The sequence below is a fragment of the Caldanaerobacter subterraneus genome, assembly GCF_004345675.1.
GTDB lineage: Bacteria > Bacillota > Thermoanaerobacteria > Thermoanaerobacterales > Thermoanaerobacteraceae > Thermoanaerobacter > Thermoanaerobacter subterraneus.
Genome location: NZ_SLWU01000076.1, coordinates 1 through 1,168, shown reverse-complemented (window position 1 = coordinate 1,168; position 1,168 = coordinate 1). Strand labels below are relative to the sequence as shown.

The 1,168-nt window shown below is 33.0% G+C and carries 3 pseudogenes; all 3 read right to left on the bottom strand.

Going from position 1 to position 1,168, the window contains the following annotated elements:
• Positions 1-187: pseudogene (locus EV203_RS13315) on the bottom strand (IS200/IS605 family accessory protein TnpB-related protein); the annotation flags it as partial.
• Positions 168-583: pseudogene (locus EV203_RS13310) on the bottom strand (MerR family DNA-binding transcriptional regulator). The pseudogenes EV203_RS13315 and EV203_RS13310, both read right to left, overlap by 20 nt.
• A gap of 56 nt (positions 584-639) precedes the next feature.
• A pseudogene (locus EV203_RS13305) lies at positions 640-918 on the bottom strand (tRNA uridine-5-carboxymethylaminomethyl(34) synthesis GTPase MnmE); the annotation flags it as partial.
• Between the last annotated feature and the right edge of the window lie 250 nt (positions 919-1,168).

Below are 1,168 nucleotides of genomic sequence, written 5' to 3'. Positions count from 1 at the left end.
CATCTACATATCTTGAGTTTAAGTCAAATGTTCCCTGAAGGTCTCTTTTTAATGTTTTTCTATCATAACCTTCTAGAAGCCTTTTGTATGCAAATTTCATACATGATGACCATCTTCTCATTAAGTCTAATACTATTTGTTTGTCTTGTTGGTTTAGGAAAATAAGTTTAGCCTGTATTACTATCATGTTTTTTATCACCCCTTTGTCCGTAAATTCTTGCCGCAAATGATGTTACTATTGCTATTAAGTCCTCTGCTAGTTCTTTATTTCATTTACTCCACTTGCTATTTCGGATATGACTTCATACTGCCATCCTTGGGAATTAGCGTATTCTTCAAGCCTTCTAATTTGATTTTCAAGATATTCTTCTTGTTTTTTTGTAGATACTCTTGCATATAAAATTACCTTAGGTTTTGGCTTTACTTCCAGCATACCTAATAATTTCTCTATGTCTTCTTTTTTGTATCTTCTTCTCCCTTTTGGTGTCCTAATTGGGGTTATTAATCCTTCCTTTTCCCAGTTTATTAAAGTAATCCTGCTTATATCATATAGCTCTTTAACCTTTTTTATAGTTAATAACATTTATCATCACCCAATTAAAATTATATCATTTTTTACCATTAATTTCACCTGTTTTAACCTCCATGGCAATTTATCTCTACAATGTCTTCCCGAGTATAAGTATTTGGTTTTTTCATGATGGAAACCAACACTTCATCGTAAACTTCTCCTGTATCCGGGTCTACAATGTGTCCATAATGAAGGGTGTGGGTCTTTACATTCTTTACATCTTTTTTCTTATAAAATCTAAAAATTCTTGAAATTATATCTAAAGCCCCATCACCACTCATTCTCACAATTCCAATCCCTGCTTCACCAGGAGAAGTAGAAATGGCTGCAATTGTGTCAAACTCCATTTTCATCACCAGCCCAAAATTTATCCATATATAATTACCAATTTATTGCGAGTTAAGTCTATATAATTGTGTAAAAAGGGGTTGAGCCATTACCCACCCTCTATCCCGAAAATAAAACACCGCTAAAAAAGACAAAAAAACAATAACTATATAAACCTATAGCATTCCGCTTCAAAAAAATTACTCTATAGGTCTTACGAGGCATTGTGTTAAATTGTGTATACAAACCTTACACTGCATTCTCCACGGT